This window comes from Streptomyces sp. ADMS, from assembly GCF_033441795.1.
Taxonomy (GTDB): Bacteria; Actinomycetota; Actinomycetes; order Streptomycetales; family Streptomycetaceae; genus Streptomyces.
Genome location: NZ_JAVFVX010000008.1, coordinates 96,746 through 123,156 on the forward strand (window position 1 = coordinate 96,746; position 26,411 = coordinate 123,156).

At 69.6% G+C, this 26,411-nt stretch carries 22 protein-coding genes and 1 pseudogene; 9 read left to right on the forward strand and 14 right to left on the reverse strand.

All coding sequences use genetic code 11. From position 1 onward, the window contains the following. Positions 1-453 precede the first annotated feature (453 nt). The 4 genes from RB628_RS05860 to RB628_RS05875 form a co-directional block, all read right to left on the reverse strand. Complete coding sequence (locus tag RB628_RS05860) at positions 454-1,578, reverse strand: GuaB3 family IMP dehydrogenase-related protein (protein WP_318319199.1); 1,125 nt, start codon at positions 1,576-1,578, stop codon at positions 454-456. A gap of 116 nt (positions 1,579-1,694) precedes the next feature. Next, positions 1,695-3,197 (reverse strand): IMP dehydrogenase, encoded by a 1,503-nt coding sequence (guaB, locus tag RB628_RS05865; RefSeq protein ID WP_318319200.1) that lies wholly within the window; start codon positions 3,195-3,197, stop codon positions 1,695-1,697. A gap of 183 nt (positions 3,198-3,380) precedes the next feature. Further along, on the reverse strand, positions 3,381-3,968 hold the full coding sequence (locus tag RB628_RS05870) for a sigma-70 family RNA polymerase sigma factor (protein WP_318319201.1): 588 nt from the start codon (positions 3,966-3,968) through the stop codon (positions 3,381-3,383). Between the two features lie 373 nt (positions 3,969-4,341). Beyond that, positions 4,342-4,953, reverse strand: coding sequence for a response regulator transcription factor (locus tag RB628_RS05875; protein WP_003948568.1), 612 nt, complete (start codon positions 4,951-4,953; stop codon positions 4,342-4,344). A 403-nt stretch (positions 4,954-5,356) separates the two neighbouring features. On the opposite strand from RB628_RS05875, the gene RB628_RS05880 reads away from it, so the two are divergent. Continuing rightward, positions 5,357-5,686: a WhiB family transcriptional regulator gene (locus RB628_RS05880; RefSeq protein ID WP_105972818.1), complete on the forward strand. Its 330-nt coding sequence runs from the start codon at positions 5,357-5,359 to the stop codon at positions 5,684-5,686. A gap of 102 nt (positions 5,687-5,788) precedes the next feature. Here the strand turns inward: RB628_RS05880 and RB628_RS05885 are convergent, their stop codons facing one another. Next, entirely contained in the window at positions 5,789-6,688 is a 900-nt protein-coding gene (locus RB628_RS05885; RefSeq protein WP_318319202.1) for a LysR family transcriptional regulator, read from the reverse strand. A 160-nt stretch (positions 6,689-6,848) separates the two neighbouring features. Between RB628_RS05885 and RB628_RS05890 the strand changes: the two are divergent. The 3 genes and pseudogenes from RB628_RS05890 (at position 6,849) to RB628_RS05900 (ending at position 9,222) form a co-directional block, all read left to right on the forward strand. Beyond that, a pseudogene (locus RB628_RS05890) lies at positions 6,849-7,513 on the forward strand (MOSC domain-containing protein). 122 nt (positions 7,514-7,635) lie between these two features. Beyond that, positions 7,636-8,409 carry an SDR family oxidoreductase gene (locus RB628_RS05895; protein WP_318319203.1) on the forward strand — a complete coding sequence of 258 codons (774 nt, stop codon included), beginning with the start codon at positions 7,636-7,638 and terminating at the stop codon, positions 8,407-8,409. Between the two features lie 105 nt (positions 8,410-8,514). Further along, positions 8,515-9,222 carry an ester cyclase gene (locus RB628_RS05900; RefSeq protein ID WP_318319204.1) on the forward strand — a complete coding sequence of 236 codons (708 nt, stop codon included), beginning with the start codon at positions 8,515-8,517 and terminating at the stop codon, positions 9,220-9,222. A 112-nt stretch (positions 9,223-9,334) separates the two neighbouring features. Here RB628_RS05900 and groL read toward each other — a convergent pair whose 3' ends face one another. From groL to RB628_RS05920, 4 genes are all read right to left on the reverse strand, one after another. Then, positions 9,335-10,960, reverse strand: a complete 1,626-nt coding sequence (gene groL, locus RB628_RS05905; protein WP_318319205.1) for a chaperonin GroEL — start codon at positions 10,958-10,960, stop codon at positions 9,335-9,337. A 121-nt stretch (positions 10,961-11,081) separates the two neighbouring features. Next, complete coding sequence (gene groES, locus RB628_RS05910; protein WP_006377800.1) at positions 11,082-11,390, reverse strand: co-chaperone GroES; 309 nt, start codon at positions 11,388-11,390, stop codon at positions 11,082-11,084. Between the two features lie 441 nt (positions 11,391-11,831). Beyond that, positions 11,832-12,611 carry a polysaccharide deacetylase family protein gene (locus RB628_RS05915; RefSeq protein WP_318319206.1) on the reverse strand — a complete coding sequence of 260 codons (780 nt, stop codon included), beginning with the start codon at positions 12,609-12,611 and terminating at the stop codon, positions 11,832-11,834. After that, positions 12,608-13,498 (reverse strand): polysaccharide deacetylase family protein, encoded by an 891-nt coding sequence (locus tag RB628_RS05920; RefSeq protein WP_318319207.1) that lies wholly within the window; start codon positions 13,496-13,498, stop codon positions 12,608-12,610. Before RB628_RS05920 ends, RB628_RS05915 begins: the two co-directional genes overlap by 4 nt. Before the next feature lie 126 nt (positions 13,499-13,624). Between RB628_RS05920 and RB628_RS05925 the strand changes: the two genes are divergently transcribed. After that, complete coding sequence (locus tag RB628_RS05925; protein ID WP_318319208.1) at positions 13,625-14,815, forward strand: THUMP-like domain-containing protein; 1,191 nt, start codon at positions 13,625-13,627, stop codon at positions 14,813-14,815. Between the two features lie 62 nt (positions 14,816-14,877). On the opposite strand, the gene RB628_RS05930 is transcribed toward RB628_RS05925, so the two are convergent. The 5 genes from RB628_RS05930 to RB628_RS05950 all read right to left on the reverse strand — a co-directional run bounded on the left by RB628_RS05930 (position 14,878) and on the right by RB628_RS05950 (position 20,618). Continuing rightward, positions 14,878-16,194, reverse strand: coding sequence for an RNA polymerase sigma factor (locus RB628_RS05930; RefSeq protein ID WP_412180598.1), 1,317 nt, complete (start codon positions 16,192-16,194; stop codon positions 14,878-14,880). A gap of 97 nt (positions 16,195-16,291) precedes the next feature. Further along, on the reverse strand, positions 16,292-16,648 hold the full coding sequence (locus tag RB628_RS05935; RefSeq protein ID WP_318319209.1) for a YciI family protein: 357 nt from the start codon (positions 16,646-16,648) through the stop codon (positions 16,292-16,294). Between the two features lie 141 nt (positions 16,649-16,789). After that, on the reverse strand, positions 16,790-17,872 hold the full coding sequence (locus RB628_RS05940) for an LCP family protein (RefSeq protein WP_318319210.1): 1,083 nt from the start codon (positions 17,870-17,872) through the stop codon (positions 16,790-16,792). Positions 17,873-17,978: 106 nt separating this feature from the next. Next, positions 17,979-19,340, reverse strand: a complete 1,362-nt coding sequence (locus RB628_RS05945) for an endo-1,4-beta-xylanase (RefSeq protein ID WP_318319211.1) — start codon at positions 19,338-19,340, stop codon at positions 17,979-17,981. Between the two features lie 225 nt (positions 19,341-19,565). After that, on the reverse strand, positions 19,566-20,618 hold the full coding sequence (locus RB628_RS05950; protein ID WP_318319212.1) for a LacI family DNA-binding transcriptional regulator: 1,053 nt from the start codon (positions 20,616-20,618) through the stop codon (positions 19,566-19,568). A gap of 141 nt (positions 20,619-20,759) precedes the next feature. On the opposite strand from RB628_RS05950, the gene RB628_RS05955 reads away from it, so the two are divergent. Genes RB628_RS05955 through RB628_RS05970 form a run of 4 tightly spaced genes read left to right on the forward strand, consistent with a single transcriptional unit; the run spans position 20,760 to position 26,250 of the window. Further along, a complete protein-coding gene (locus tag RB628_RS05955; RefSeq protein WP_318319213.1) occupies positions 20,760-22,103 on the forward strand; it encodes an ABC transporter substrate-binding protein in 1,344 nt (447 codons plus the stop codon). Beyond that, a complete protein-coding gene (locus RB628_RS05960; protein WP_318319214.1) occupies positions 22,100-22,993 on the forward strand; it encodes a sugar ABC transporter permease in 894 nt (297 codons plus the stop codon). Before RB628_RS05955 ends, RB628_RS05960 begins: the two co-directional genes overlap by 4 nt. Before the next feature lie 4 nt (positions 22,994-22,997). Then, positions 22,998-23,903, forward strand: a complete 906-nt coding sequence (locus tag RB628_RS05965; RefSeq protein ID WP_412180599.1) for a carbohydrate ABC transporter permease — start codon at positions 22,998-23,000, stop codon at positions 23,901-23,903. A gap of 40 nt (positions 23,904-23,943) precedes the next feature. After that, on the forward strand, positions 23,944-26,250 hold the full coding sequence (locus RB628_RS05970; RefSeq protein ID WP_318319215.1) for a glycoside hydrolase family 3 N-terminal domain-containing protein: 2,307 nt from the start codon (positions 23,944-23,946) through the stop codon (positions 26,248-26,250). Positions 26,251-26,411 lie beyond the last annotated feature (161 nt).

Genomic DNA, 26,411 nt, shown 5'->3' on the forward strand with positions numbered 1-26,411 from the left:
GCCCCTAATTTCCGTAGGGGCGGCCGCTCACCATCCGTAGGTCCACAAGATGCACCATCTCCGGCACCGGGCCGCCCGAAGACGGATCCGATCCCAGCGGGTGGGCTTGCGGTGACGACCCATGGGCGCCCCCTTCCGCGACACCGCCCATAGACCCGGTAGGCGGCTTGCTGGAACTCGGGCCGGGCCCCGATGGGCGGGGGTCCGGAACCGTGTCCCTGGAAGGGGGCGCTCCCGGAAACTGGGGCGCCGACACACACGCTAGCGGCCCCGCCAGCCTTGATCGGCCTACATTCGCTCCGGAAGCAACCGTGCGCCCCCCTCCCGCAAAACACGCCCTACCAAGCCCACTTGGGCACGCAAAGGGGCCCGGCCACCCCCACGGGTAACCGGGCCCCTTCGTCCACTCAAGCTCAGGCCACTCACGCCGCCCAGGCCAAGCGCAGCGGCACCTCACCGCATGTGCGTCGAGTCCGCCACCGTCACCTCGATGCGCTGGAACTCCTTGAGGTCGCTGTAGCCGGTGGTGGCCATGGCGCGGCGCAGGGCGCCGAAGAAGTTCATCGACCCGTCGGGAATGTGCGAGGGACCCATGAGGACCTCCTCCATCGTGCCGACCGTACCGAGGTCGACCTTCTTGCCGCGCGGCAGCTCCTCGTTCACCGCCTCCATGCCCCAGTGGTGGCCCTTGCCGGGCGCGTCCGTGGCGCGGGCCAGCGGGGAGCCCATCATCACGGCGTCGGCGCCGCAGGCGATCGCCTTGGGGAGGTCGCCGGACCAGCCGACGCCGCCGTCGGCGATCACGTGCACATACCGGCCGCCGGACTCGTCCATGTAGTCGCGGCGGGCGGCGGCCACATCGGCGACCGAGGTGGCCATCGGGACCCGGATGCCCAGCACGTTGCGCGTGGTGTGCGCGGCGCCGCCGCCGAAGCCGACCAGCACACCGGCCGCGCCGGTACGCATCAGGTGCAGGGCCGCGGTGTACGTGGCGCAGCCGCCGACGATCACCGGGACGTCCAGCTCGTAGATGAACTGCTTCAGGTTCAGCGGTTCGGCGGCACCGGAGACGTGCTCCGCGGAGACCGTCGTACCGCGGATGACGAAGATGTCCACGCCCGCGTCGACGACGGCCTTGGAGAACTGGGCCGTGCGCTGCGGGGAGAGCGCGGCGGCGGTGACCACGCCCGAGTCGCGCACCTCCTTGATGCGCGCGCCGATCAGCTCCTCCTTGATGGGAGCCGCGTAGATCTCCTGGAGGCGGCGGGTCGCGGTGTCCACGTCCAGCTCGGCGATCTCGTCGAGCAGCGGCTGCGGGTCCTCGTACCGCGTCCAGAGGCCTTCGAGGTTCAGGACGCCGAGGCCGCCCAGCTCGCCGATGCGGATCGCGGTGGCCGGGGAGACGATTGAGTCCATGGGGGCCGCCAGGAAGGGCAGCTCGAAGCGGTAGGCGTCGATCTGCCAGGCGATCGAGACCTCCTTCGGGTCGCGCGTACGACGGCTCGGGACGACGGCGATGTCGTCGAAGGCGTATGCCCTGCGGCCGCGCTTGCCGCGCCCGATCTCGATCTCAGTCACGTGTGTGGCCTTTCCATCCTTGGTTCTGCGCCTCCCAGTATCCCCGACGGGTACGACGAAGGCGGTCCCGGAGTACCTCCGGGACCGCCCCTCGCGCGTCCGGTTACCGCTCGCGCCTACTTACGGCTGTAGTTGGGCGCCTCTACCGTCATCTGGATGTCGTGCGGGTGACTCTCCTTGAGGCCCGCCGACGTGATGCGGACGAAGCGGCCCTTGGACTCCATCTCACCGACCGTGGCGGCACCGACGTACCCCATCGTCTGGCGCAGACCGCCGACGAGCTGGTGCAGCACGTTGGCCAGCGGCCCGCGGTAGGGCACCTGGCCCTCGATGCCCTCGGGGACGAGCTTGTCGTCGGAGCCGACGTCGGCCTGGAAGTAGCGGTCCTTGGAGTACGACTTCGCCTGGCCGCGCGACTGCATGGCGCCCAGCGAGCCCATACCGCGGTACGACTTGAACTGCTTGCCGTTGATGAACTGCAGCTCGCCCGGGGACTCCTCGCAGCCTGCCAGGAGGCTGCCCAGCATGACGGAGTCGGCACCGGCGGCGAGCGCCTTGCCGATGTCGCCGGAATACTGCAGGCCACCGTCGCCGATCACCGGGATGCCGGCGACACGGGCCGCGAGGGCCGCCTCGTAGATGGCCGTCACCTGCGGTACGCCGATGCCGGCGACCACCCGGGTGGTGCAGATGGAGCCGGGGCCGACACCCACCTTGATGCCGTCGACGCCCGCGTCGATCAGGGCCTGGGCGCCGTCACGCGTGGCCACGTTGCCGCCGATCACGTCGACGTGGACGCTCGACTTGATCTTCGACATCCAGCTCAGGGCGTTGCTGTTGTGCCCGTGCGAGGTGTCGACGACCAGGAAGTCCACGCCCGCCTCGGCGAGCGCCTGGGCGCGCTCCAGCGCCTCGGGGCTGGCGCCGACGGCCGCGCCGACCAGCAGCCGGCCCTCGGAGTCCTTGGCGGCACTCGGGTACTTCTCGGCCTTGACGAAGTCCTTGACCGTGATGAGGCCCTTGAGGAGGCCGGAGTCGTCGACCAGGGGAAGCTTTTCGATCTTGTGGCGGCGCAGCAGTTCCATGGCTTCGGTGCCGGAGATGCCGACCTTGCCCGTGACCAGCGGCATCGGCGTCATGACCTCGCGGACCTGACGCGAACGGTCGGTCTCGAAGGCCATGTCGCGGTTGGTGACGATGCCGAGGAGCTTGCCGTTGCCGTCCGTCACAGGGACGCCGCTGATGCGGAACTTGGCGCACAGCGCGTCGGCCTCGCCCAGCGTCGCGTCCGGGTTCACCGTGATCGGGTCGGTGACCATGCCGGACTCGGAGCGCTTCACGAGGTCGACCTGGTTGACCTGGTCCTCGATGGAGAGGTTGCGGTGCAGCACACCGACGCCGCCCTGGCGGGCCATGGCGATCGCCATGCGCGACTCGGTCACCTTGTCCATCGCCGCGGAGAGCAGCGGGATGTTGACGCGGACGTTGCGGGAGATGCGGGACGAGGTGTCGACCGCGTTGGGCAGCACTTCGGATGCGCCCGGCAGCAGCAGCACGTCGTCGTAGGTCAGCCCGAGTGTCGCGAATTTGGCGGGCACTCCGTCGACGTTGGCAGTCATGACACCTTCCCCAAAGCCTTGATCGGTGCGGATGTCCATGCTAACGGGAAGCACGGGTCCCGAATTCCACGGTGCGAGCCGCCCCGGGGCTTCGTATGTTCGTACGGAATCGACTGTTCGTACGGAGTCGACGCCCCCGACGTTCACCCGGGGGCCGGAAAGGGGGCCTGGAAGCTGCGGTCCCTACTGCTCTGCCAGCGCCCGCAGCCGGTTCAGCGCACGATGCTGGGCCACGCGCACCGCACCGGGTGACATACCCAACATCTGGCCGGTCTCCTCCGCCGTGAGGCCCACCGCGATACGCAGCAGCAGTAGTTCGCGCTGGTTCTCGGGGAGGTTGGCCAGCAGTTTCTTGGCCCATTCGGCGTCGCTGCTGAGAAGGGCGCGCTCTTCGGGGCCCAGGGAGTCGTCGGGGCGTTCCGGCATCTCGTCCGAGGGAACAGCCGTGGAACCGGGGTGGCGCATCGCTGCGCGCTGGAGGTCGGCGACCTTGTGCGCGGCGATCGCGAAGACGAACGCCTCGAACGGGCGTCCGGTGTCGCGGTAGCGCGGCAGGGCGAGGAGTACGGCGACGCAGACCTCCTGCGCCAGGTCCTCCACGAAGTGCCGCGCGTCGCCGGGCAGTCGGGACAGCCGGGTGCGGCAGTAGCGCAGGGCGAGGGGGTGGACATGGGCGAGCAGGTCGTGCGTCGCCTGGTCGTCCCCGTCGACGGCACGGTGGACGAGCGCACCAATCACCCCATGGGCGTAAGCCGCCTCGTCGTCGCGCATCGGACCATGGTGCCCTGGCGTCACTCCGTCCGTGGCACCGCGTCCGTTGTTGTGCACCGAAGCGTTATGAGCAGGTGCGCCGGAACTCATATCCTGCGCCCTCCCCTTCCGCTCGCCCGACTCGTCCCCGAGGAACTCCACACCTCAAGGATGCGGCATCCGCGGCGAAACGAGCAGCGGGCATCCGGCGGGCCGTCTCGCCACCCCCGCCCACCTTGTGGTGGGCGGGGACTTCTTCACCCCTGGTCTGCCTTGCGATGTCCGCGCCGCTCATCCCTGCTGACCTGCTTTTCTGCTGGGGGGGCCGGGGATCCGATGCGGCAGCCGCCGATGTCGGAGTCCCCGGGAAGAAACAGCCCCCGCCGAGGCCCACCTAACGGACCAGGCCCCACCGGAAACCGAGCGCCACCGCATGCGCGCGGTCCGAGGCGCCGAGCTTCTTGAACAGACGCCGGGCGTGTGTCTTCACCGTGTCCTCGGAGAGGAACAGTTCACGTCCGATCTCCGCGTTGGACCGGCCGTGACTCATGCCTTCCAGGACCTGGATCTCACGCGCGGTGAGCGTGGGCGCGGCGCCCATCTCGGCCGAGCGCAGCCGGCGCGGCGCGAGCCGCCAGGTCGGGTCGGCCAGCGCCTGCGTCACCGTGGCCCGCAGTTCGGCGCGCGAGGCGTCCTTGTGCAGGTAGCCGCGGGCGCCGGCGGCGACGGCGAGTGCCACGCCGTCCAGGTCCTCGGCGACGGTGAGCATGATGATGCGCGCTCCGGGGTCGGCGGACAGCAGCCGCCGGACCGTCTCGACGCCGCCCAGGCCGGGCATGCGTACGTCCATCAGAATCAGGTCCGAACGGTCGGCACCCCAGCGGCGGAGGACTTCCTCGCCGTTGGCCGCCGTGGTCACGCGCTCGACACCGGGCACGGTCGCGACCGCGCGGCGGAGCGCCTCTCGGGCAAGCGGGGAGTCGTCGCAGACGAGGACGGATGTCATGGCCGCCCTCCGCAGCTGATGCGCGTCACCTTGAGCCTCCAGGCTGGTACTAATCGTCACCTGTGCGGTTGACGCTCGACCGAATTTCCCGGCAGTGGGTACTGCCGCCCGTCCGAGCGCTTGTTCCTCCAACCGCCTCCGCACTCTCAACGATGGTCACTCGAAAGAGTTACGGGGCTGTGTGTCGTCTTCGGCACTCTACGTGAGGGCACGGACACGGTGCAGACGTGCACAACAGACCCTCAACGTTTCATCACAACCTATGCCCCATTCAGCCGTTTTTCTTCCCTTTTATTGGTGTCTGAGGCTAGATTCGCAATGAGTCATATTTTCATCTCCTTAGATCGTAGTTGTACGGTCAGCGGCACCAACTCAGCCCAGAACGGCAACAAGGGGACATGTAATGGCAGATTTCTCCCGCCTTCCCGGTCCGAACGCGGACCTCTGGGACTGGCAGCTCCTCGCGGCCTGCCGTGGGGTCGACAGCTCGCTCTTCTTCCACCCGGAGGGAGAGCGCGGTGCGGCTCGGAGCGCTCGCGAGAACTCGGCCAAGGAGGTCTGCATGAGATGTCCGGTCCGCGCGCAGTGCGCGGCGCACGCTCTGGCGGTGCGCGAGCCGTACGGCGTGTGGGGTGGGCTGACCGAGGACGAGCGCGAAGAACTGATGGGGCGGGCCCGCAACCGGCTGGTGTCGGCGTCGGCGGGTGGAGGGGATCTCGGCTCGAACAACTGAAGGAACGTTTCTTCAATGCATGGGCGCACTAGACCACGCATGGGCACACGCACGCGTGCCCATGCTTTCGACCCAGGCCCCTTCCAGACTGGCCGGGCCCCCTCAGACTCGGGCCGCCGCACGCGCCAGCTGGTCCAGCGTCGCCGCCACCGCCGGCACCTGAGCCAGGTCGGGCAGGGTAAGCGCGACGATCTCCCGCCGCACCGCCGGTTCCAGCGTCACTGTGCGCGCACCTCGTGGCCGCACGGACTCGATGGCGAGCTGGGGCAGGACCGCCACCCCCAGGCCCGCGCCCACCAGGCCGACCACCGCGGGGTAGTCGTCGGTGGCGAAGTCGATGCGCGGGGTGAAGCCGGCGCTTTCGCAGGCCTCGACCAGCTGACCCCGGCAGCGCGGGCAGCCGGCGATCCACGGTTCGGCGGCGAGTTCACCCAGGGCGACCGACTCCGCGCGGGACAGCCGGTGCCCTTCGGGGACGAGTCCGACGAGCCGGTCGGTGAGGAGGGGGCGGACCACCAGGTCGTCCCATTCGCCCGCGCCCGCCGCGCCCTCGTACCGGAAGGCGAGGGCCACATCGCAGTCGCCCTCGCGCAGGAGTTCGACGGAGTGCGGGGGTTCGGCCTCCTCCAGGGAGACCCGGGTGCCGGGGTGGGCGGCGCGCAAGGCGGCGAGGGCTGTCGGGACGAGGGTGGAGCTGCCGCTGGGGAAGGACACCAGCCGGACCCGCCCGGCACGCAGCCCGGCGATCGCGGCGACCTCCTCCTCCGCCGCCGTGAGGCCCGAGAGGATGCCCGCCGCGTGTCGAACCAAGGCCTCGCCCGCCTGGGTCAGGCGCATCTCGCGCCCGCTGCGGATGAGCAGGGGGGTGCCGACCGAGGCTTCCAGTGCCTTCATCTGCTGGCTCACGGCAGGTTGGGTGCAGCCCAGCTCACGGCCCGCCGCCGAGAAGGAGCCGGCGGTGGCCACGGCACGCAGGACACGGAGATGACGGGCTTCGATCATTTTTCGATCATAAGCGAACCTTGGGGGTTGCGGTGAATATCGCGTCGCCGCTTTGGTTATAGGTGACTTGGCGTGTGGCCGGGGACGGAGACAGAGCCGGAGACAGGGCCGGAGACGGAGATACAGGGGCGAAGTGACGAGTGCGGGGGCGAGTGCCGTGATGAAGGTGTTGTCGGTGAATGTGGATCGGGCGCAGCCCGTGCCCTACACGGACCATCCGCAGGGCACCGGTATCGACAAGCGGCCGGTGGACTGGCCGGTGCGGGTGGCGGCGCCCGGTCCCAGAGGGATCGGCGGCAGCGGCCTGGCCGGGGGACACGGTGTGCTCGAAGGAGTACCACGGCGGCGACGAGCAGGCGGTGTACGCGGTCGCGCGCGAGGACCTCGACGAATGGGAGCGCGAGCTGGGCCGCCCGCTCCGCGACGGGATGTTCGGCGAGAACCTGACCACGCGGGGCCTGGACGTGTCGGGCGCGCTGATCGGCGAGCGCTGGCGGATCGGGGCCGGACTCGTCCTCGAAGTCACCGGCGGGCGCATCCCCTGTGCGAAGTTCCAGGGCCATCTGGGTGAGAAAAGGTGGGTGAAGCGGTTCACGGAGCGAGGTGCGCCGGGTGCCTGTCTGCGGGTCATCGAGCCCAGTGACATTACGGGCGGGCGACGCGGTCGAGATCGCGCACCGGCCGGACCACGATGTGACCGTCGCCGTGTACTTCCGGGCGCTGACGACCGAGCGGACGCTTATGCCACGGCTGCTCACGGCCGGTGCGGCGCTGCGTTCGGAGGCTGCCGCGGCGGTTCACGAGTATGTGAAGAAGCACGGCTGACGCGCGGGCGCGGCACGGCTGCCGACAAGCAATCACATCAGGGGGCCCTGGCGGGGACTTCACGAGCGCTAGGGAACGTGCAGGGGGCGGACGAGCACAGTTCGGGTCACTAACCTTGCGCCATGACAACGGCTCTTATTACAGGATCGACCGCGGGTATCGGCGCCGCGTTCGCGCGACGACTGGCGGCGGACGGCCACAACCTCGTCCTGGTGGCGCGTGACGCCAAGCGGCTCGGCGAACAGGCGACCGAACTGCACGACCGGCACGGCATCGAGGCGGAGGTGTTGAGCGCCGACCTCGCGACGGACGCCGGCATCGAGGCGGTGGCCACTCGCCTCGGCGACCGCAGGAACCCCGTCGACCTGCTGGTGAACAACGCCGGATTCGGCAACAAGGGCCGCTATCTCGACGTGTCGATGGCGGACGAGCTGAGGATGCTCAAGGTGCACTGCGAGGCGGTGCTGCGGCTGACCAGTGCGGCGGCCGAGGCCATGCGGGAGCGGGGGCGCGGGGGTGTGGTGAATGTGGCGTCCGTCGCCGCCTTCGTGCCGCGCGGAACGTACGGGGCGTCCAAGGCGTGGGTGGTGCAGTTCACGCAGGGGGCGGCGAAGGACCTGGCGGGGAGCGGGGTGCGGTTGATGGCTCTGGCTCCCGGTTTCGTGCGTACGGAGTTCCACGAGCGGGCCGGGATGGGGACGGACAACATTCCGAACTGGATGTGGCTGGATGCGGACAAGCTGGTCGCGTCCGCGCTCGCCGATCTGGCCCGTGGCAAGTCGCTGTCGATTCCGGACCCGCGATACAAGGCGCTGATGGGCGTGGTGAAGGTGACGCCCAGGGCCCTGCTGGGCGGAATCTCGTCGAAGACGGGACGGAAGTACGGGCCTCAGTGACGCGAATACGGTGACCCGGGTACGTGCCTGCGTGACAGAGGTGCTGTCGCCGCTCCGGTGGGAGTATGGAGAGAGGTACCGGACCCAGGGGGGCCGGAGGGCGCCATGACGTTCGTACAGCTGATCGATTGCAGGACCAGCCGGTTCGACGAGATGAACCGGCTGATGGACACCTGGGTCGAACAGACCAAGGGAAAGCGGACCGCGACGCACACACTGATCGGCAAGGATCTCTCGGATTCGTCGCACTTCGTCGAGATCGTGGAGTTCCCGTCGTACGAGGAGGCGATGCGGAACTCGAACCTTCCGGAGACCGACACGATCTTCCGGGAGATGGTCGCCCTGTGCGACGAGATGCCGACGTTCACGGATCTGGACGTGGTGCGGGACGAGCAGTTGTGCGCGGACACCGCGCGGCGGTTCTTCGAAATGATCGCCGTTCGGGGTGAACTGCCCCCGCTCAACGACCTGTTCGTGGAGAACTACCACGATCACGATCCATCCAACGAGCAGGACGTTCTCGGGCTGGACGCGGCACGGCGCGAGTTTGAGATGTGGCGTGGGAGCTTCGACTTCGCGTTCACCGTCCACGACCAGATCGCCCAGGGCGACCGGGTCTGCACCCGCTGGACGTGGAACGGGACCCAGCGAGGCGAGTTCCTCGGAATCCCCAGCAGCGGCAGGCAGGTCTCGATGACCGGCACGACCATTCACCGGTTCGACACGGACGGGAAGATCGTCGAGGGCTGGTGGCAGTACGACCGGCTGGGGCTGATGGGGCAACTCGGGGCGCTGGACTCTCTGGAACAGTGAAGCAACAGACAGTTGGGGGTGCGTACGGGGATCATCCGACCGCCCGCGAAGGGAGAAACCCCCCGTTCCAGCCAGGAACGGGGGGTTTCTTCGTGTCGCGTGAGCTGGTGGCTCAGTGGGAGTGGCCGTGGCCGTGGCCCGCTGCGGCCGACTCTTCCTCTTCCTTCTTCTCGACGACCAGGGTCTCGGTCGTGAGGAGGAGGGAGGCGATCGAGGCCGCGTTCTCCAGGGCGGAGCGGGTGACCTTGACCGGGTCGATGACGCCCTGCTTGACCAGGTCGCCGTACTCGCCGGTCGCGGCGTTGAAGCCCTGGCCCTTGTCGAGCTCGGCGACCTTGGAGGTGATGACGTAACCCTCCAGGCCGGCGTTCTCGGCGATCCAGCGCAGCGGCTCGACGGCGGCCTTGCGGACGACCGCGACACCCGTCGCCTCGTCGCCGGTCTTGCCGAGGTTGCCTTCGAGGATCTTCACGGCGTGGACGAGCGCGGAGCCACCACCGGAGACGATGCCCTCCTCGACCGCGGCGCGGGTCGCGGAGATGGCGTCCTCAAGACGGTGCTTCTTCTCCTTCAGCTCCACCTCGGTGGCGGCGCCGACCTTGATCACGCACACGCCGCCGGCCAGCTTCGCGAGGCGCTCCTGGAGCTTCTCGCGGTCCCAGTCGGAGTCGGTGTTCTCGATCTCCGCCTTGATCTGGTTGACGCGGCCGGCCACGGCGCCGCTGTCGCCGCCGCCGTCGACGATGACCGTGTCGTCCTTCGAGATGGTGACGCGGCGGGCGGTACCCAGCACGTCGAGGCCGACCTGGTCGAGCTTGAGGCCGACCTCCTCGGCGATGACCTCGGCGCCGGTGAGCGCGGCCATGTCGCCGAGCATCGCCTTGCGGCGGTCGCCGAAGCCGGGGGCCTTGACCGCGACCGCGTTGAAGGTGCCGCGGATCTTGTTCACGACCAGGGTCGACAGGGCCTCGCCCTCGACGTCCTCGGCGATGATCAGCAGCGGCTTGGAGGAGTTGGTCTGGATGACCTTCTCCAGCAGCGGCAGCAGGTCCTGGATGGAGCCGATCTTGCCCTGGTGGATCAGGATGTACGGGTCGTCGAGGACGGCCTCCATACGCTCCTGGTCGGACACCATGTACGGGGAAAGGTAGCCCTTGTCGAAGGCCATGCCCTCGGTGAAGTCCAGCTCCAGACCGAAGGTGTTGGACTCCTCGACGGTGATGACACCGTCCTTGCCGACCTTGTCCATCGCCTCGGCGATGAGCTCGCCGACCTGCGTGTCCTGCGCGGAGAGCGCGGCCACGGCGGCGATGTCGGACTTCTCCTCGATCGGGCGGGCGGTCGCGAGGAGTTCCTCGGACACAGCCTTGACCGCCGCGTCGATGCCCTTCTTCAGGGCGGCCGGGGAGGCGCCGGCGGCGACGTTCTTCAGGCCCTCGCGGACGAGCGCCTGGGCCAGCACGGTGGCGGTGGTCGTACCGTCACCCGCGATGTCGTTGGTCTTGGTCGCCACCTCCTTCACCAGTTGGGCGCCGAGGTTCTCGTACGGGTCGTCGAGCTCGACCTCGCGGGCGATGGTGACGCCGTCGTTGGTGATGGTGGGAGCGCCGAACTTCTTGTCGATGACGACGTTGCGGCCCTTGGGGCCGATCGTCACCTTGACCGTGTCGGCAAGCTTGTTGACGCCGCGCTCAAGGGCGCGACGGGCGTCCTCGTCGAACTTCAGGATCTTCGCCATAGGAGCGGTTCAGCCCTCTCGGAAAACTTGGGAGAAACGAACGGCGCCCCTGACGCCCGGCTGTTGAAGGTCGCGGGGGCCAGGGGCGCAGTTCACTGCAATGCTGGTAATACCGGGTGAATTACTTCTCGACGATCGCGAGCACGTCGCGAGCCGAGAGGACGAGGTACTCCTCGCCGTTGTACTTCACCTCGGTGCCGCCGTACTTGCTGTACAGCACGATGTCGCCGGTCTTCACGTCGAGCGGCAGGCGCTCGCCGTTCTCGAAGCGCCCCGGGCCAACAGCCAGGACGACGCCCTCCTGGGGCTTCTCCTTGGCGGTGTCCGGGATGACCAGGCCAGAGGCCGTGGTCTGCTCGGCTTCGAGCGGCTGGACCACAATGCGGTCCTCGAGCGGCTTGATGGCAACCTTTGAGCTGGTGGTCGTCACGATCCGACCTCCCCCTTCGGAGATCTCACGGGGTTAACTGTCTGAGGTGGCGACCAGGTGGATCCGTCGTCGCGGGTGCCGGACCTGCCCGTCGCTATTGGCACTCTCCAGGGGGGAGTGCCAGACCTGAGACTATGGCTGCGATTAGCACTCGGTCAAGCGGAGTGCCAATGCCGTCGGCGGTTTCGCGGGGTTTCGTGATCGTGGGTCCAGGTGGCGGGGCCGTGGGTTGGTGTGGACTCCGTTCCTGGGCTCTGCCCCCAGACCCTCCCGTTCGGCCTGAACGGCCTCGTCCTCGAACGCCGGACGGGCTGGGAATGCCGGCCCGGCGCCGAGAAGTCCGAGGCGTCTGCCAAACGGGGCCGAGACGGGCGGGCTTGGCAGGTGGGTGGGTGAGAAAAGGCCTGGTCGGCATCGACCTCGCCTCGCAACCCCCGTACGTCAGAGATAGTCCGTCAGACGGGCCACGCTCAGCCCCTTCTCCTGCACCTCGCGGAGCAGCCTCATCGTCCGCTCGACCTGTGGCGGGCCGACCAGGACGATGTTTCCCGGCCGGAGGCGCTCCCCCTCCGTCCAGAGGACCACCGCCGACAACCCGCAGTCCCCGGCCGCCCTCAGCGTCGTCGTGTCGTACGTGCCGTGGGGCGGGCGGAAGAGGCGCGGGCGGATGCCGAAGCGTTCCCGGAGTTTGTCCTGTTGGCCGCAGATCTCGGCGCGCTGGCCGGCGTAGGGCATGCCTCGCAGTGCCGGGTGGTCCAGGGTGTGGTTCTGGACGTTGGCGCCGACCTCGCGCAGGCGGGCGAAGTGTGCGTAACCGGGGCCCACGACGCTGTCCGTGAGGAACATGCTGACCGGGAGGCGCAGTTCGCGCACCATGTCGACGAACCGGGGGTCGCGTTCGGCGCCGTCGCCGTAAGTGAGGAAGACGACCTTGTCGCGGGTCGGGATGTGGTCGACGACCGGGGGGAGGCCGGGCCCCGCCGTGCGGAGGCGGGGGCGGGGGGACGGGGGCGGGGCCGGCGGCAGGGGGGACGGCAGGCCCCAGCGGCGGTACGCCTGCGTGCCGCCGGCCGGGGACTCGGCGGGTGGCGCCTGTCCGGCCGGGTGGGCTGCCTTCCTGTCCAGGCGGCCGCCGGGGTCCACGGACTGGGCGCAGCCGGTGACCGTTGCCGCCAGGAGCGCGGCGGCGAGTGCGGCGGCGGCGAGTGGACGCGCGGTCACAGGTAGTCCTCCAGTCGGGCCACCGCGTACCCCTTGGAGGTGACGAGTTTCATGAAGCGGCGGACCATGTCGGGCATCGTGCCCTTCCAGTCGCCCTTGCCGCGGAAGTGGCTGAGGACGATGTCGCCGGGGTGGATGTCCCGGTCCCGCTCGCGGTAGTCCCAGCGGTCGGCGAAGACCTCCTCGTTCCACAGCGGGACGTACTTCACACCGCACGATCCGGCGGCGCGCAGGCTGTCCTCGTTGTAGTTGCCGTAGGGCGGGCGGAAGAGGACGGGGCGGGTGCCGTACCGCTTCTCGATCACGTCCTGCATGCCGCAGATCTCGCTCTTCTGTCGCTCGTAGGAGAGGGCGGGCAGGTAGCGGTGGTGGAGGGTGTGGTTGTTGAGTACGACGCCCAGGTCGCGCATCCTCCTGAAGTAGCCGTAGTCCTCCTTGACCAGGTAGTCGCTGAGGAAGGCGGTGTACGGGATCTTCAGTTCGCTCATCATCCGCAGGAACGCCGGGTCCTTCTCGGCGCCGTCGTCGATCGTGAGGAAGACGATTTTGTGGCGGGTGGGGATCGTGGTGAAGACGGGCGGCAGGCCGCGTTTCCTGTGGCCGTCCACCTCGAAGCCCTTGCGGGTGGTGAGTCTCGGTTTGCGGGCGGGGGGCGGCGGTGCGGTCAGCGGGACCTGCGACAGGCCCCAGCGTTTGGCCGCGGCCGCGCGGGCCGCGTGCGCCCGGCCCAGCTTTCGGGCGTATGCGTCGAGGGCGCGGGCCGGGGGTGCGTGGAGGCGCAGTTCCTGGCCGGGGGCAGGGTGGACGTTCTTGGGCGGGGCACCGCCTTCCGCGCAGCCGGAGGCGAGGGCTGCCACGGCGAGCGCCGCGATCCCAGCACGGACCATTGACCGTTTTTTGTAGTTTTGTCCTACTGCTCGCATGGTGCCGGATCTTCCCAGGGCAGGACCGCGGAGCACAGCCGACACCGCCGCCGGAAGCACGCCGTCCACCGGCTGGCCCACAATGGCCCGGTGAACGACCTTGCCTTCGCCGCCCTGCTCACCCCGGAGGGCCACGCCCTCCTCGACGAGGTGCGCGGTACCGATCCGGCCCGTGAACTGACCGTCGCCACCCGGCTGCGCCGCGAGCACCCCGCCGAACTGGTCTCGGCGGCGCTCGGACAGGAGCGGTTGCGGCAGCGGGCGGTGGCGAAGTTCGGTGCCGGGGACGCCGGGCGGATGTTCTTCACGCCCAACGGGGTCGAGCAGTCGACACGGGCGAGCGTGGCCGCGTACCGGGCGGGGCGGTTCAGGGAGTTGGGCGTGACGTCCGTCGCCGACCTGTGCTGCGGGATCGGGGGCGACGCCCTCGCGCTCGCCCGGGCCGGGATCCGCGTCCTCGCCGTGGACCGGGATCCGCTCACGGTCGCCGTCGCGCGCGCGAACGTCGAGGCGCTGGGGATCGCGGACCTGGTGGAGGTGCGGGAGGCCGATGTCACGGACGTCGACACGTCCTCGTACGACGCCGTGTTCGTCGATCCCGCTCGGCGCGGCGGGCGCGGGAGGATCTTCGACCCCGAGGGGTACTCTCCGCCGTTGTCATGGGCCGTGGGGGCCGCCGTGAAGGCTCCGCTGGCCGCGCTGAAGATCGCTCCCGGCGTGCCGCACGAGTCGGTTCCCGCCGCGGCCGGGGCCGAGTGGATCTCGGACGGCGGGGATGTGAAGGAAGCGGTGCTCTGGTTCGGGACCGGGCCCGGGGCAGTTCGGGCAACTCTGCTGCCCGGGCCGCGTGTTCTGTTCGGGCGAGGGCTGCCCGATCCTCAAGTGCGTTCGGTGGGGCGGTACTTGTACGAGCCCGACGGGGCCGTCATCCGGGCGCATCTGGTGGCGGAGGTGGCCGAGGAGGTCGGCGGGGGCCTCGTCGACGAGACGATCGCCTATGTGACGGCGGATGAGCTGCGGGCCACTCCGTATGCCTCCGCGTACGAGATCACCGATCAACTGCCTTTCGGCGTGAAGAAGTTGAAGGCCCTGCTGCGGGAGCGGGGGGTGGGGGTGCTGACCGTGAAGAAGCGGGGGTCGGCTGTCGAGCCCGAGGAGATCCGGAAGATGGTCAAGCCTCGGGGGCCCAACTCGGCGACGGTTTTCCTGACTCGGGTGGCGGGGGCGCCGGCGATGCTTGTCGGGCATCCCGTGCGGAGCGCTCCGCGGGCTGGGCAGTAGTGGAACTACCGGCCTGCGGGGGCTTGTCGCGCAGTTCCCCGCTCCCCTGTCGGGGCTCGGTATCACGCCCCCTCATCGCACTCCTCCGCTCTGGCTCGCAGCAGGTCCCGTTCACGTTCGTTCTGGGTCAGGCCGGCGGCTCGTAGGAATTCTGCTCTTGCCTCCTTCGTGCGGCCCAGGCGCAGGAGGAGGTCGCCGCGGACGCTGGGGAGCAAGTGGTAGTCGCGCAAAGCCGGGTCGGTTGTCAGGGTGTCGATGACCTGGAGGGCGGGGGCCGGGCCTTCCGCCATCGACACCGCCACCGCTCGGTTCAACTCCACAACCGGGGAAGGGGATCGGGCGGCCAGGGCCGCGTACAGCGCGGCGATGCGGGGCCAGTCCGTGTCGTCGTAGGAGTGGGCGTGGGCGTGGCAGGCGGCGATGGCTGCCTGGAGGGCGTACGCACCCGGGCCCGACGTGCTTGTCGTGGCGCCCGCCGCTTCGGCCCGGGCCAGGGCCGTGAAGCCGCGGGCGATCAGCATGCGGTTCCAGCGGGCGCGGTTCTGGTCCTTGAGCAGCACCGGCTCGCCCGACGGGCCCGTGCGGGCCGCCGAACGGGACGCCTGTAGCTCCAACAGGGCTGTCAGCGCGTGCACTTCGGGTTCCTTGGGCATAAGGCCCGACAGCACGCGGGCCAGCCGCAGGGCGTCCTCGCAGAGGGCGGGGCGCAGCCAGTCGTCGCCGGCCGTGGCGGCGTACCCCTCGTTGAAGATGAGGTAGATGACCTCCAGGACCGAGCCGAGGCGGGCCTCGCGCTGCGGGCCGTACGGGACCTCGAAGGCGACGTTCTTCGTCGCGAGGGTTCGTTTGGCGCGGACGATGCGCTGGGCGACCGTCGCCTCGGGGACCAGGAAGGCGCGGGCGATCTCGGGCGTGGTGAGGCCGCCGAGGAGGCGGAGGGTGAGGGCGATGCGGGCCTCGGCGGACAGCACCGGGTGACAGGCGGTGAAGACGAGGCGGAGCAGGTCGTCGTCGATGTCCTCGGGGGCGGGCGGCTCGACCGGTGCGACGGTCGTCTCCAGGCTCCGGCCGATCTCCGCCAGCTTGCGGGCGTATGTCTCGCGGCGGCGGATCAGGTCGACGGCGCGATGCCTGGCGGTGGTCATGAGCCAGGCGCCCGGGTTGTCGGGGACACCGTCGCGAGGCCACTGTTCCAGGGCGGCGACCAGGGCGTCCTGGGCCAGTTCCTCGGCGATGCCCACGTCCCGGACGGTGCGGGTGACGGCCGCGATGATCCGGGGCGATTCGAGGCGGAAGACGGTTTCGACGGTTTCGACGGTTTGCTCGATGGCCTCGGCGGCTTGACCCGTCGCCGGGTCGGAGGTGGGCTGCTGGTTCACAGCCCACCATCAGACACCGTCGGCGGCGATCGGCCAAGGAAGCCGGAGAGCCGGGAGTGCGGGGAGAGCGGAGCAGGGAGGAAGCAGCGGTTCCCGCTCAGCCCTCCGCGATCTCCCGCACCTCGCAGGTCACCGTCCAGTGCTCCTCGTGCACCTTGAGGAAGCGCTTGGTCCACTCCAAAGCCTCGGCCTTGTCCTTGCACTGCATGATGGCGTAGCCGCCGACGACCTCCTTGGACTCGGTGAAGGGGCCGTCGGTGACGGAGATCTTGCCGTCCTGCCAGTGCATACGGGTGCCCTGCGCGGTGGGGGTCAGACCGGCGGTGTCGAGCATCACCCCGGCCTTGGTGATCTCCTCAAGCAGCTCGCCCATGCGCTGCATCAGCTCGGGGCTTGGGCCCTCGGCGGGGGCGGTGGTCTCGTCGATCTGCACGAGGGAGAGGTAGCGGGGCATGGGTTCCTCCTTGGGCGGAGCCCGGTTCCTTTCCGGGCTCTCACCACTGCGTCGAACGGGGAGGGCCGGGATCGACACGGACGCGGAAATTCCTTCGGGAATCTTCTCCCGATGGCGTTTCCGCAGGTCAGATGCCCCATTTCACCGCAAGGAAGCCCACAACTCCGCCGCCTCCGGCTGCTGGGCAACCACCCGGTTGGCGTCGGACGCCGCCGGCACCACCGGCATGGTCACCGTCGTCAGCTCGTCCGCCGACAGGCCCTGCAGGCTCTGCCCCAGGCTCATCAGTTCGCTGAGCGAGTTCAGTCCGGTGTCCGTGGTGAGGCCGGCCGTGGCCACGTCGGCGACCTGGTAGAGCCTGGTGGGGCTGGTCAGCAGGTTCGTCGAGGAGATCTGCTGGAGGAGGGCCCTGACCAGTTTCTGCTGGAGGCCTATCCGGCCGAGGTCGCTGCCGTCGCCGATGCCGTGCCGGGTACGGGCCAGGGCGAGGGCCTGGGTGCCGTCGAGGTGGTGTTCGCCCGCCGCCAGGTCGAGGTGGCTGTCGTCGTCGTGGATGTCCTCCTCCGTCGTCACCGTGACGCCGCCGAGCGCGTCCACCAGGTCCGCGAAGCCGGCGAAGTCGATCTCCAGGTAGTGGTCCATGCGCACGTTCGTCATCGACTCCACCGTCTTGACCGCGCAGACCGGACCGCCGACCGAGTACGCCGTGTTGAACATGACGCCGTACGCCTCCGCCGTCGAATCCCCGTCCGACAGGGGGCAGGACGGGCGCGTGACCAGCGTGTCGCGCGGGATGCTCACGATCGTCGCCTTCGTGCGGCCCTCGTCCAGGTGGACGACCATCGCGGTGTCGGACCGCGCGCCCTCGCTGCTGCCGCCGCCGAGTGCCTGGTTGCGCGTACCGCTGCGCGAGTCCGACCCCAGGACCAGGATGTTCAGCGCCTCGCTCGGCAGCGGGGTCGCCGAGGCGGACGCGCCCGCCGTCGGCAGTGACTGTGTCTTCGCCGGGCGGTTGTCGCCGAGCGCGCTGTTGATGTCGACGCTCTTGATGTTGTGGTTCAGGTGCCAGTAGGCGTAACCCGCGCCCGCGGCGGCGAGCACCAGGGTGCCGGCCAGCGTGAAACCGACGGCCTTCAACCATCGCGACGACCGTCGGCCCGCCTGCCGGCCCAACTGTCTTTCCGCGCCCCCGTCGTCGTCCGACGTCTGTTCCTCGTCTCCCATCACAGGGAGGAACGTACGTCCGAATTATTACGAGCGGGGGCGCATGCCCGGCATTCTTCGGAAAATCTCACACTTCTCAGTCCGGCATCACCCGTGCCCCCGGGGCTCAGCCCAGTGTGACCGCCGGTGCCGGATTGTTCCCGCTCCACGTCCCGTTGAACCCGAAGCTCACCGAACCGCCGCTCGGCACCGTCCCGTTGTACGAGGCGTTCGCACAGGTCACGGTCGCCCCCGACTGGGTGCAGGTGGCGTTCCAGGCCTGCGTGAGCTGCTGTCCCGCGCCGTAGGTCCAGCTCACCTCCCACGACGACAGCGACCGGCCTGCGGAACAGGCGATCGTCACCTGCCCGGTGAACCCGGCGTTCCACTGGTTCGGAACGCTGTACGTCGCCGTGCAGCCCTCCGTCGACGGGGTGCCGCCGAGCGACTGGGCGATCGCGTAGTACGCCGGTTTGGGGGTGAAGCTCTCCGTGTACGGGGTCGCCGCGCCGTATCCGTCGAACACGTCCGGGATCCATGAGTCGGAGTCCGTGAAGCCCCAGACCGTCACGCCGACGCACCTCGGCGCGGCCACGCATGCGTCCACGACGGCCTTGTAGTCGGCCGCCTGCTGGGTCAACTTGGCTTCGGTGGCGGGCAGTTGCATACGGATGTCCAGTTCCGTGATCGCCACGTCCACGCCCAGATCGGCGAACCGCTGGATGTTCTGCTGGAGGGTCGAGGGGTACTGGCCGAGGATCAGGTGGGCCTGCAGGCCCACCCCGTCGATCGGGATCCCGCGCTCCTTCAGGGACCTGACCAGGTTGTACAGCGCCGTGCTCTTCGCGTTGACGCCCTCGACGTTGTAGTCGTTGATGTAGAGCTTCGCCGTCGGGTCGGCTGCCCGCGCCCAGGTCAGGGCCTGTGCGATGTAGTCGGTGCCGAGATTGTCGGACCAGAGGGTCGAGCGGTAGGTACCGTCCTCGTTGAAGGGCTCGTTCACCACGTCCCAGGCAGCCAACTCGCCTTTGTAGCGCGTGACTTCGGTGGTGATGTGGTCCTGGAGGATCGTGCTGAGCTGGGCCGGCGTCCAGGTGCCGTTCGCCAGCCAGCCCGGGTTCTGGCTGTGCCAGACCAGGGTGTGGCCGCGCACCTGTTGGTTGTGGGCCTGGGCGAACGCGACGATCTGGTCGGCCTCGGTCCAGTTGTAGTTGCCCCGGCTGGGCTCCACGGACTCCCACTTCATGGCGTTGCCGGGGGTGAGCTCGTTGAACTGGGCGCCTGCCAGGTCGCCGTACGTGCCGGTGAGTTTGGAGCCGGTGACTGCCGTGCCGATGACCTTGCCCTTGGCGGCGGCCAGGTCGCGCAGCGGAGGGTCGGCGGCGTGGGCGGTGGGTGCCGTGCCGGCGACGAGCAGGGCTGCGGCGGTGACCGCGCCGGTGAGGAGGGCGACCAGACGCGGTCGTAAAGCTGTTCTGGAGGGGCTCATTGCGGGTACCTCCGAAAGTTTCGGCTGTTCAACCGATTGACCTCGGTGCAGTGTCAGGGGACTTGCGTTGCGCGTCAATACGGTTGTGCCACCAGAAGGCCGACGTGTCGTCTGCGGGTGCGTCGTGGTTTGTCGCGCAGTTCCCCGCGCCCCTTGTCGGGCCGGTGTTCGCCTCCCGGGGCGACGCGGCTGGTCGCACCCCTGGGTACGCCGCCCTGCCCCCCTCTAGACCGCCGGCGGTGCTCCCGTGCTGTTGCGCACGACCAGGCTGGTGGCCAGTTCCACTCTCGTCGCCCCGGACGTGCCGTCCTCGCGCCCCAGGTCCAGGACCAGCCTGGCCGCCGTTTCCGCCATCTCCATCAGGGGCTGGCGGACGGTCGTCAGCGGGGGGCCGACCCAGCGGGCGATCGGCAGGTCGTCGAAGCCGACCACGCTCAGGTCCTCGGGGATGCGCAGGCCCAGTTCGCGGGCTGCCTCGTACAGGCCGAGGGCCTGGAGGTCGTTGCCGGCGAAGACGGCGGTCGGGCGGTCCGGTGAGCGCAGGAGTTCGAGGCCGGCGCGGTAGCCCGTCTCGTGGTGGAAGTCGCCCACCTTGAGCAGGGCGGGGTCGACGGGGAGGCCGGCCGTTTCCAGGGCCGCGCGGTAGCCGTCGACACGGGCGCGGCTGCACATCATCCGGGAGGGGCCGCTGATCGACGCGATGCGGGTGTGGCCCAGTTCGACGAGGTGACGGGTGGCCGCCAGGCCGCCCTGCCAGTTGGTCGCGCCGACCGAGGGCACGTCGTCGCCGGGGTCGCCCGCCGGGTCCATCACCACGAACGGGATGGAACGGCTGGTCAGCAGCGCCCGCTGGGACTCGTCGAGGCCGGACAGGACGAGGATCACGCCGTGCGGACGGCGGGCGGCGACCTGGTCGGCCCAGGTGCGGCCCGGGGTGAGGCGGCCCGCGCTCTCGGAGAGGACGACGCTGAGCCCCTCCTCCCGCGCCGCGTTCTCCACGCCCCGGATGACCTCCATCGCCCACGCGCTCTCCAGCTCGTGGAAGACCAGGTCGATCAGCGGGGAGCGGGTCGCCTCGGCACGGCGGCGCCGGTAGCCGTACGCCCGCAGCAGGTCCTCGACGCGGGTCCGGGTCGCGGGTGCGACATCGGCACGGCCGTTGAGCACCTTCGAAACAGTCGGAGCGGAGACGCCTGCCTCGCGGGCGATCTCGGCGAGCGTCGCGGTCTGGGTGGACTGCGGAGTCGTCTGCGTTTCAGCGGGTTTCGAGGGTCTCATGGCGGCGATCGTATCCCTGCGTGACCTCTTGACGAAGACTCTGTCCCACCATAAGTTCCCGGAACATTCGAAGTACCACCCGAAAGATTCGTACAGAAACTCAGCCAGGTTTCGTTCAGAACATTCGCGAGAGGTGCTGTCATGGAGTCGAACAGAGGGCGGTCCACACGGTCGGCCGATACGGCGTTCAGCAGGCGTTGGGTGCTCGGCGCCGGCGCCTCCGCCCTGCTCACCACCGGCCTCAGCGCCTGCGGCTCCGGTGAGGATTCGGGCGGTGGCGGGGACACGATCACCGCGTTCGTGTACGGGGACGACGCCGTGAAGGTCCAGCAGGCGGCCGTCGACCGTTTCAACAAGTCCGCCGCCAGCAGGACGGCCAAGGGCAGGGTCAAGCTGGAGAAGATCCCGGGCTCGGACTACCTGCCCAAGCTGCGTACGGCGATGGGGTCGCCCAGCGCCCCGGACGTCTTCTTCAACTGGGGCGGCGGCTCCATCAAGGCCTACGAGGCGGCCGGGAAGATCGTCGACCTGACCGACACCATCGAGAACGACCCGGTGCTGAAGAACGGCTTCCTGCCCTCCGTACTCGCCGCCGGGGATCTAAAGGGCCGCCACTACGGCATACCGATGCGCGGTATGCAGCCGGTGATCCTCTTCTACAACAAGTCCGTCTTCGCCGAGCAGAAGCTCCAACCGCCCACCACCTGGGACGAGTTGCTCGACATCAACACCAAGCTGAAGAGGGCGAGGATCACCCCCTTCGCCCTCGGTGGCTCCGACGTCTGGCCCGAACTGATGTGGCTGGAGTATCTGGTCGACCGTATCGGCGGCCCGGAGGTCTTCCGGCGCGTCCAGGACGGCGACGCGGAGGGCTGGGGCGACCCGGCGGTCCTGAGGGCCGCCGAGATGGTGAAGGAACTCATCGACGACGGCGCCTTCGGCTCCAAGTTCACCTCGGTGTCGTACGTCAACGGCGGCGCTCCGGCTGTCTTCGCCAAGGGCAGGGCGGCGATGCATCTGATGGGCTCGTGGGAGTACTCGACGCAGCTCGGCAAGTTCCCCGACTTCGCCAAGTCCCACCTGGGCTGGGCGGCCTTCCCGAAGATCGAGGACGGCACCGGCGACGTCCGCAACGTCGTCGGCAACCCCACCAACTACTGGTCCGTCAACCCCCGTACGCAGAACAAGGACGCGGCGATCGCGTTCCTGAAGGACTGCGCGTCCGAGGCGTACGCGAAGGACCTGATCGCCCTCGGCGACGTCCCGACCACCTCGAACGCGGCGGCGCTGCTGTCCTCCGCGCCCAACCCCGAGTACGCCAGGTTCCAGTACGACCTGGTCCAGCAGGCACCCGCGTTCACGCTCTCCTGGGACCAGGCGCTCGGCGACGAGCTGGGCACGAAGATGCACACGGAGATCGGGAAGCTGTTCACGGGCAAGTCGACGCCCGGCGAGTTCGTGTCGGCCTGCAAGGGGTTGAAGTGAGCGTCACGGACAAGACCGTGGCGTCCGGCGGAAGGGGCAAGGTGCGGGCCGGGCGGCCGGGCGCCGTCTGGGCGCTCCCCGCGGTCCTCTTCTTCACCTTCTTCGCGGTCGTCCCGATGGCTCTGGCCTTCTATCTCTCCTTCACCGAGTGGGACGGCCTCGGCGACCCGAAGCCGGTGGGCCTCGCCAACTGGCAGAAGCTGCTGGACGATCCGCGGCTGGCCCAGTCTCTCTCGCTCACCATCCTGCTGACGGCGGCGAGTTGGGCGTTCCAGACGGTCGTGGCGCTGCTGCTCGGGGTGTGGGCGGCGGGCCGGCAGCGCAACCGGGCGGTGCTCTCGGCGATCTTCTTCGTCCCGTTCCTGCTCTCCTCGACCGCCATCTCGGTCCTCTTCTACGCCCTGCTCGACCCGAACTTCGGCATCATCCAGAAGGACACCCTGGGCTCGTCCAGCGGCGCGTTCCTCGCGATCGTGTTCGTCGGCGGATGGCAGTTCATCCCGTTCCACACGCTGATCTACCAGGGCGGGGCCCGCCAGATCCCCCAGGTCCTCTATCAGGCGGCGGCGATCGACGGCGCGGGCCGCTACCGCCAGTTCTTCTCGATCACGCTGCCGCAGCTGCGGCACACCATCACCACGTCGACCGTGCTGATCGTGGTCGGCTCGCTCACGTACTTCGAGACGGTCCTGATCCTGACGAAGGGCGGCCCGGGCACGGACACGGCGATCCTGCCGTACCTGATGTACGAGGCGGGCTTCAAGACGTACGACTTCGGCTACGCGAGCGCCATCGCGTCCGCCCTCGTCCTGGCCGCGACAGGCCTGTCCCTGATCCTCATCCGGCTGACCGGCTTCGGCGGCATGCGCAGTACGCGCGAAGGGATGTGACGGAGTGTCATACGACACGCTCCCCCGCCCCACGTCCGCCGACAAGCGCCCGGAACCACCGCCGACAGACGCTCACCGGCGCCGCAGGCACTGGACGAGGCGCGCCAACCCACTGGCGGGTCTGGGCTCGGCCGTCTGGCTGGTGATCGTCCTCGTCCCGATCTACGCCATGCTGTCGGCCTCGCTCACCGGCCCCGACAAGGCCCTCACCGGCAACCCCCTGAAGCCGCCCACCGATCCGACCCTCGACAACTACAACACCGTCCTCAACTCGGGCTTCGGCCATCTGCTGAGCAACACGGTGATCGTCGCGGTCACGGTCGTGGGCATCGTCCTCGGGCTCTGCGTCCCACTCGCGTACGTTGCCGTGCGCACCCGCACCCGCTGGTCGGGCGCGGCCTTCCGCCTGTTCCTGCTCGGGGTGGCGATCCCGGCCCAGGCGGTGGTGGTCCCCCTCTACCTCCTCATCGCCAAACTCGACCTGTACGACAGCCTGTTGGCGGTGATCCTGCCGACGGCTGCCTTCGCGATGCCGGTCTCGGTCCTGGTCCTCACCGGCACCCTGCGGGACATCTCGGAGGACCTGTACGAGGCGATGGCCCTTGACGGCGCCTCCCCCCTGCGCATGCTGTTCCAGCTCACGATCCCCCTGGCCAAGGGCGGTATCAGCACCGTCGTGATCTACGCGGCCCTGCAGGCCTGGAACGGCTTCCTCTTCCCGCTGATCTTCACCCAGTCCGACGAACCCCGCGTCCTCACCCTCGGCATCTTCAACTACGTGAGCCAGTTCGGCGTGAACATCCCCGCCCTGCTCGCGTCGGTCGTCCTCTCCGGCATCCCGATCTTCGCCGTCTATCTGGTGGCCCGGCGCGCACTGATCGGCGGCCTGATGGGCGTGGGCGGAAAGTGAAGCGACGGCCGGTGAACCCACCTTCCCTGACAGGAGTTTCATGACCACGGCTCCCTGGCGTGACCGCGCCCTGTCCGCCGACGCCCGCGTCGACGACCTGCTCTCCCGGATGACCCTGGAGGAGAAGACCGCCCAGCTGTACGGCGTGTGGGTGGGCGCCTCGACGGACGGCCACGGGGTCGCCCCGCACCAGCACGACATGACCGGCGACTACCAGTGGGACGAGCTGATCACCCGAGGCCTGGGCCAGCTCACCCGCCCCTTCGGTACGGCCCCCGTGGACCCGGCGCTGGGCGCGCAGGCCCTGGCCCGCGCCCAGCGCCGGATCGCGGAGGCGGGCCGCTTCGGCATCCCCGCGCTGGCCCACGAGGAGTGCCTGGCGGGCTTCACGGCCTGGCGCGCGACGGCGTACCCGGTCCCGCTGGCCTGGGGCGCCACCTTCCACCCGGCGCTGGTGGAGGAGATGGCGGCTCGCATCGGCAGGGACCTCGCCTCGGTCGGCGTGCACCAGGGCCTCGCCCCGGTCCTGGACGTCGTACGGGACTCCCGATGGGGCCGGGTGGAGGAGACGATCGGCGAGGACCCGTACCTGGTGGGGACGATCGGGTCGGCGTACGTGCGGGGCCTGGAGTCGGCGGGGATCATCGCCACGCTGAAGCACTTCGCCGGGTACGCGTCCTCGGCGGGCGCCCGCAATCTGGCGCCGGTACGGGCGGGCGTACGGGAGTTCGCGGACGTGACCCTCCCCCCGTTCGAGATGGCGCTGCGCGAGGGCGGTGCGCGCTCGGTCATGGCGGCCTACAACGAGACGGACGGGGTCCCGGCCTCCGCCGACCCGTACCTCCTCACCCAGCTCCTGCGCGAGGAATGGGGGTTCACGGGAACGGTGGTCTCGGACTATTTCGGCATCGGCTTCCTGGAGACGCTGCACCGGGTCGCCGGTACGCCGGCCGAGGCGGCCCATGTCGCCCTGGCCGCCGGCATCGATGTCGAGCTGCCGACGATCCGGAGTTACGGCGACGCGCTGGTGACGGCGGTACGGGCGGGAGACGTACCGGAGTCGCTGGTGGACCGGGCGGCGCGCCGGGTCCTGGCGCAGAAGTGCGAGCTGGGCCTCCTCGACGAGGACTGGCGGCCGGAACCGGACGGCGGGCCGATCGACCTGGACTCTGCCGGAAACAGGGCGCTGGCCCGCCGGCTGGCGGAGGAGTCGGTGGTCCTGCTGGACAACCCGGACGGTCTGCTCCCGCTGGCCCCGGACACGCGCATCGCGGTCGTCGGGCCGAGGGCGGCGGACGCGCTGGCGATGCTCGGCTGCTATTCGTTCCCGTCACATGTCCTGCCCAGTCATCCGGAGACCCCGGTGGGCGTGGACATCCCGACGCTCCTGGACTCCCTGCGCGCCGAACTTCCGGACGCCAAGGTGACGTTCGCGGAGGGGTGCGCCACTTCGGAGCCTGACACCGCCGGCTTCGACGAGGCGGTGGCCCGGACCGCCGAGGCGGATGTGTGCGTGGCGGTACTGGGCGACCGGGCGGGCCTGTTCGGCGGGGGTACGTCGGGCGAGGGCTGCGATGTGGCCGAGCTGCAACTGCCGGGTGTACAGGCCGAGTTGCTGGACGTGCTGGTGTCGACGGGCGTCCCGGTGGTGCTCGTACTGCTCACCGGCCGCCCGTACGCGCTGGGCCGCTGGCACGGTCGACTGGCCTCAGTTGTCCAGGCGTTCTTTCCGGGGGAGGAGGGCGGCCCGGCAGTGGCGGGAGTGCTGTCGGGCCGCGTCACCCCTTCGGGCCGGCTGCCGGTGAGCGTGCCGAGGGAGCGCGGGGGCCAGCCGTGGACGTATCTCCAGCCGCCACTGGGGCTGGCGGGCGAGGTGAGCAGCCTGGACCCGACGCCGCTGTATCCGTTCGGGCACGGGCTCTCGTACACCTCTTTCGTCTGGGAGGACTTCGAGGAGGAGGGTCCGGCGGAGATCGGGACGGACGGTTCGTACGAGGTGTCGGTGACCGTCCGCAACACGGGTGCGCGGGCCGGGGCGGAGGTCGTGCAGCTGTATCTGCACGACCCGGTGGCCTCGGTGACCCGGCCGGACGTACGCCTGATCGGCTACGAGCGGCTGGAGGTGGGGGTGGGGGCGGCGCGCCGGGTGACGTTCCGCTTCCATGCGGATCTGTCGGCGTTCACGGATCGGGCGGGGCGCAGGGTCGTCGAACCGGGGGTGCTGGAGCTGCGGTTGGGTGCGTCGAGTGCGGATGTGCGGCATACGGCTCGGGTTCGACTGGTCGGAGCGGTAAGGGAGTTGGGGGCGGATCGGCGGCTGCGGTGTGCGACGGAGGTCGGCCCGTAGCGCCGGGTCGGCCCAGTCCGACCGGGTCGGGTCGGGTCCGGTCGGTCGGGTCCGGTCCGGTCGGGTCCGGTCGGCCGGGTCCGGTCCGGTCGGGTCCGGTCGGGTCCGGTCCGGTCCGGTCGGCCGGGAGCGGTCCGGTCCGGTCGGCCGGGAGCGGTCCG

Bases quoted from the DNA above. Each gene is read 5' to 3' on its own strand.
- groL (WP_318319205.1), bottom strand. From the start codon at position 10,960: ATGGCGAAGATCCTGAAGTTCGACGAGGACGCCCGTCGCGCCCTTGAG.
- RB628_RS05900 (WP_318319204.1), top strand. From the start codon at position 8,515: ATGACGTTCGTACAGCTGATCGATTGCAGGACCAGCCGGTTCGACGAG.
- RB628_RS05875 (WP_003948568.1), bottom strand. From the start codon at position 4,953: ATGACATCCGTCCTCGTCTGCGACGACTCCCCGCTTGCCCGAGAGGCG.
- RB628_RS05880 (WP_105972818.1), top strand. From the start codon at position 5,357: ATGGCAGATTTCTCCCGCCTTCCCGGTCCGAACGCGGACCTCTGGGAC.
- RB628_RS05970 (WP_318319215.1), top strand. From the start codon at position 23,944: ATGACCACGGCTCCCTGGCGTGACCGCGCCCTGTCCGCCGACGCCCGC.
- RB628_RS05955 (WP_318319213.1), top strand. From the start codon at position 20,760: ATGGAGTCGAACAGAGGGCGGTCCACACGGTCGGCCGATACGGCGTTC.
- RB628_RS05920 (WP_318319207.1), bottom strand. From the start codon at position 13,498: ATGGTCCGTGCTGGGATCGCGGCGCTCGCCGTGGCAGCCCTCGCCTCC.
- RB628_RS05885 (WP_318319202.1), bottom strand. From the start codon at position 6,688: ATGATCGAAGCCCGTCATCTCCGTGTCCTGCGTGCCGTGGCCACCGCC.
- RB628_RS05870 (WP_318319201.1), bottom strand. From the start codon at position 3,968: ATGCGCGACGACGAGGCGGCTTACGCCCATGGGGTGATTGGTGCGCTC.
- RB628_RS05895 (WP_318319203.1), top strand. From the start codon at position 7,636: ATGACAACGGCTCTTATTACAGGATCGACCGCGGGTATCGGCGCCGCG.
- RB628_RS05945 (WP_318319211.1), bottom strand. From the start codon at position 19,340: ATGAGCCCCTCCAGAACAGCTTTACGACCGCGTCTGGTCGCCCTCCTC.
- RB628_RS05950 (WP_318319212.1), bottom strand. From the start codon at position 20,618: ATGAGACCCTCGAAACCCGCTGAAACGCAGACGACTCCGCAGTCCACC.
- RB628_RS05940 (WP_318319210.1), bottom strand. From the start codon at position 17,872: ATGGGAGACGAGGAACAGACGTCGGACGACGACGGGGGCGCGGAAAGA.
- guaB (WP_318319200.1), bottom strand. From the start codon at position 3,197: ATGACTGCCAACGTCGACGGAGTGCCCGCCAAATTCGCGACACTCGGG.
- RB628_RS05935 (WP_318319209.1), bottom strand. From the start codon at position 16,648: ATGCCCCGCTACCTCTCCCTCGTGCAGATCGACGAGACCACCGCCCCC.